Here is a 4,004-nt window from a genome sequence, read left to right as displayed (position 1 = left end):
CTTCAGGCGGTTGTTGCGGTTGATGACGCGGCGGTACAGGTCGTTGAGGTCGGAGGTGGCGAAGCGGCCGCCATCGAGCGGCACCAGCGGCCGCAGGTCCGGCGGAATCACCGGCACCACGGTGAGGATCATCCACTCCGGCTTGTTGCCGGAGAAGCGGAAAGCCTCGACGATTTTCAACCGCTTGGCGAGCTTCTTGTGGCGGATATCGGACTCCGTCGCCTGCATCTCGGCGCGCAGTTCCGTTTCCAGCTTTTCGAGCTCAAGCCCCTTCAGCAGTTCGCGGATCGCTTCGGCGCCGATCATGGCGGTGAAGCTGTCCTGGCCGTATTCGTCCTGCGCGCGGAGGTATTCCTCTTCCGACAGCAACTGCCGGTCCTTGAGCGCGGTGAGACCCGGCTCGAGAACGACGTAATATTCGAAATAGAGGATCCGCTCGAGGTCCTTCAGCGTCATGTCGAGCAGAAGGCCAATGCGCGAGGGCAGCGACTTCAGGAACCAGATATGGGCAACCGGCGCGGCCAGCTCGATATGGCCCATGCGCTCGCGCCGCACGCGCGACAGCGTCACCTCCACCGAGCATTTCTCGCAGATGATGCCCTTGTACTTCATGCGCTTGTACTTGCCGCACAGGCACTCGTAGTCCTTGATCGGCCCGAAGATGCGGGCGCAAAACAGGCCGTCACGCTCCGGCTTGAAGGTGCGGTAGTTGATGGTCTCCGGCTTCTTGATCTCGCCGTAGGACCACGACAGAATCTTCTCCGGCGACGCGATCGAAATCCGGATCTGGTCGAAGACCTGAGCCGGGGTCGTCGGGTTGAAAAGATTCATGATCTCTTGGTTCATGGTGTTCTCCTTGACCGCAAAAACGGTCGTCAGAATTTCGGTTCGTCATGCCCGGCCGTGCGCTGGGCATCCACGTCTTCAAGCCGGATAGTCAGCGAAGACGTGGACGGCCGGACGAGCCCGGCCATGACAGCGGCCCGAGTGCGCGTTACTCCGCCGCCTCCGCAGGTGTCGCGCCGCCGATCTTGGAATTGTGCAGATCGACATTGAGGCCCAGCGAGCGCATTTCCTTGACCAGCACGTTGAACGATTCCGGAATGCCGGCCTCGAAGGTGTCGTCGCCGCGCACGATCGCCTCGTAGACCTTGGTGCGGCCCGCGACGTCGTCCGACTTCACCGTCAGCATTTCCTGAAGCGTGTACGCCGCGCCGTAAGCCTCCAGCGCCCACACCTCCATTTCGCCGAAACGCTGTCCGCCGAACTGCGCCTTGCCGCCCAGCGGCTGCTGGGTGACGAGCGAGTAAGGTCCGATCGAGCGGGCGTGGATCTTGTCGTCCACGAGGTGGTGCAGCTTGAGCATGTAGATGTAGCCCACCGTCACCTTGCGATCGAACGGGTCACCGGTCCGCCCGTCATAGACGGTGGACTGGCCCGACTTGTCCATGCCCGCCAGTTCGAGCATCTGCTCGATGTCGGTTTCCTTGGCGCCATCGAACACCGGCGTCGCGATCGGCACGCCGCGGCTGAGATTGCGGCCGAGTTCGACGAGCTCATGATCGTTGAGCGACTTGATGGTCTCGTTGTCGCCATAGACCTTCTTGAGCGTCTCCTTCAGCGGCTTGGTTTCCTGCTTCGCGCTGGCGAGATAGGCATCAACGGCCTGCCCGATCCGCCTGCCGAGGCCCGCGCAGGCCCAGCCAAGATGGGTTTCGAGAATCTGGCCGACGTTCATGCGCGAAGGCACGCCGAGCGGGTTGAGCACGATATCGGCATGGGTGCCGTCCTCGAGGAACGGCATGTCCTCGATCGGAACGATCTTCGACACCACGCCCTTGTTGCCGTGGCGGCCCGCCATCTTGTCGCCGGGCTGGATCTTGCGCTTCACCGCGACGAAGACCTTGACCATCTTCATCACGCCGGGCGGCAGTTCGTCGCCGCGCTGCAGCTTCTCGACCTTGTCGAGGAAGCGCTGTTCAAGGCCCTTCTTCGACTCGTCGTACTGCTTGCGCATGGCCTCGATCTCGGCCATCAGCTTGTCGTTCGGCGAGGCGAACAGCCACCACTGCGACTTCGGATATTCCTCGAGCACCGAGCGGGTGATCTTGGTGTCCTTCTTGAAGCCCTTCGGTCCGGCGATGCCCTGGCGGTTTTCGAGCAGGTCGGCGAGACGGCCGTAGACGTTGCGGTCGAGAATCGCCTGCTCGTCGTCGCGGTCCTTGGCGAGGCGCTCGATTTCCTCGCGCTCGATGGCGAGCGCACGCTCGTCCTTGTCGACGCCGTGGCGGTTGAACACGCGCACCTCGACGATCGTGCCCTGCACCCCCGGAGGCACGCGCAAGGAGGTGTCGCGGACGTCGGACGCCTTCTCGCCGAAGATCGCGCGGAGCAACTTTTCTTCCGGCGTCATCGGGCTTTCGCCCTTCGGCGTGATCTTGCCGACCAGGATGTCGCCGGCGCGCACTTCCGCGCCGATGTAGACGATGCCGGCTTCGTCGAGGTTCTTCAGCGCCTCTTCCGAGACGTTCGGAATGTCGCGGGTGATTTCCTCGGGCCCCAGCTTGGTGTCGCGGGCCATCACCTCGAATTCCTCGATGTGGATCGAGGTGAAGACGTCCTCCTTGACGATCCGCTCGGAGAGCAGGATCGAGTCCTCGAAGTTGTAGCCGTTCCACGGCATGAACGCGACCAGCACGTTGCGGCCGAGCGCGAGTTCGCCGAGATCGGTCGACGGACCGTCGGCGATGATGTCGCCTTTCCTGACGATGTCGCCGACCTTCACCAGCGGACGCTGGTTGATGCAGGTCGACTGGTTCGAGCGCTGGTACTTCATCAGCCGGTAGATATCGACGCCCGACTTGGTCGGATCGAGATCCTCGGTGGCGCGGATGACGACGCGGGTGGCGTCGATCTGGTCGATCACGCCAGAGCGGCGCGCCGCGATCGCAGCGCCCGAGTCGCGGGCGACTACGCCTTCCATGCCGGTGCCGACGAACGGCGCCTCGGCGCGCACCAACGGCACCGCCTGACGCTGCATGTTCGAGCCCATCAGCGCGCGGTTGGCGTCGTCGTTCTCCAGGAACGGGATCAGCGCCGCGGCGACCGAGACGAGCTGCTTCGGCGACACGTCCATGAAATCGACCTTGTCCGGCGTCACCGGCAGCACCTCGCCGGCATGACGGCAGACCACGAGGTCCTCGGTGAAGCGGCCACGGTTGTCGAGCGGCAGGTTGGCCTGCGCGACGTGATAGCGGCCCTCCTCCATCGCGGAGAGATAGACCACCTCGTCGGTGACGCGGCCGTCCTTCACCTTGCGATAGGGCGTCTCGACGAAACCGTATTTGTTGACGCGCGCGAACGTCGCCAGCGAGTTGATCAGGCCGATGTTCGGACCTTCCGGCGTCTCGATCGGACAGATCCGGCCGTAATGCGTCGGATGCACGTCGCGCACCTCGAAGCCGGCACGCTCGCGGGTCAGGCCGCCCGGTCCGAGCGCGGAGAGGCGGCGCTTGTGGGTGATCTCGGACAGCGGGTTGGTCTGGTCCATGAACTGCGAGAGCTGCGAGGAGCCGAAGAACTCGCGCACGGCTGCCGCCGCGGGCTTGGCGTTGATCAGGTCCTGCGGCATCACGGTATCGATGTCGACCGAGGACATGCGTTCCTTGATGGCGCGCTCCATGCGCAACAGGCCGATACGGTACTGGTTTTCCATCAGCTCGCCGACCGAACGCACGCGGCGGTTGCCGAGATGGTCGATGTCATCGATCTCGCCCTTGCCGTCGCGCAGGTCCACCAGCGTCTTGATGACGGCCAGAATGTCTTCCTTGCGCAGCGTGCGATAGGTATCCGGCGCATCGAGGTCGAGGCGCATGTTCATCTTGACGCGACCGACAGCGGACAGGTCATAGCGCTCGCTGTCGAAGAACAGCGACTGGAACATGTTCTGCGCCGAATCCAGCGTCGGCGGCTCGCCCGGGCGCATCACCCGGTAGATGTCGAAC

At 63.7% G+C, this 4,004-nt stretch carries 1 protein-coding gene and 1 pseudogene; both read right to left on the bottom strand.

Annotated elements, in window-relative coordinates; genetic code table 11:
* Window positions 1–846: pseudogene (locus tag BGO16_RS01850) on the bottom strand (DNA-directed RNA polymerase subunit beta'); the annotation flags it as partial.
* A gap of 148 nt (window positions 847–994) precedes the next feature.
* On the bottom strand, window positions 995–4,004 hold a 3,010-nt coding region (gene rpoB / locus BGO16_RS01845), incomplete at its 5' end, for a DNA-directed RNA polymerase subunit beta (RefSeq protein WP_292616713.1).

The sequence above is a fragment of the Nitrobacter sp. 62-23 genome, from assembly GCF_001897285.1.
GTDB lineage: Bacteria > Pseudomonadota > Alphaproteobacteria > Rhizobiales > Xanthobacteraceae > Nitrobacter.
This window is presented reverse-complemented; position numbering and strand designations above follow the sequence as displayed.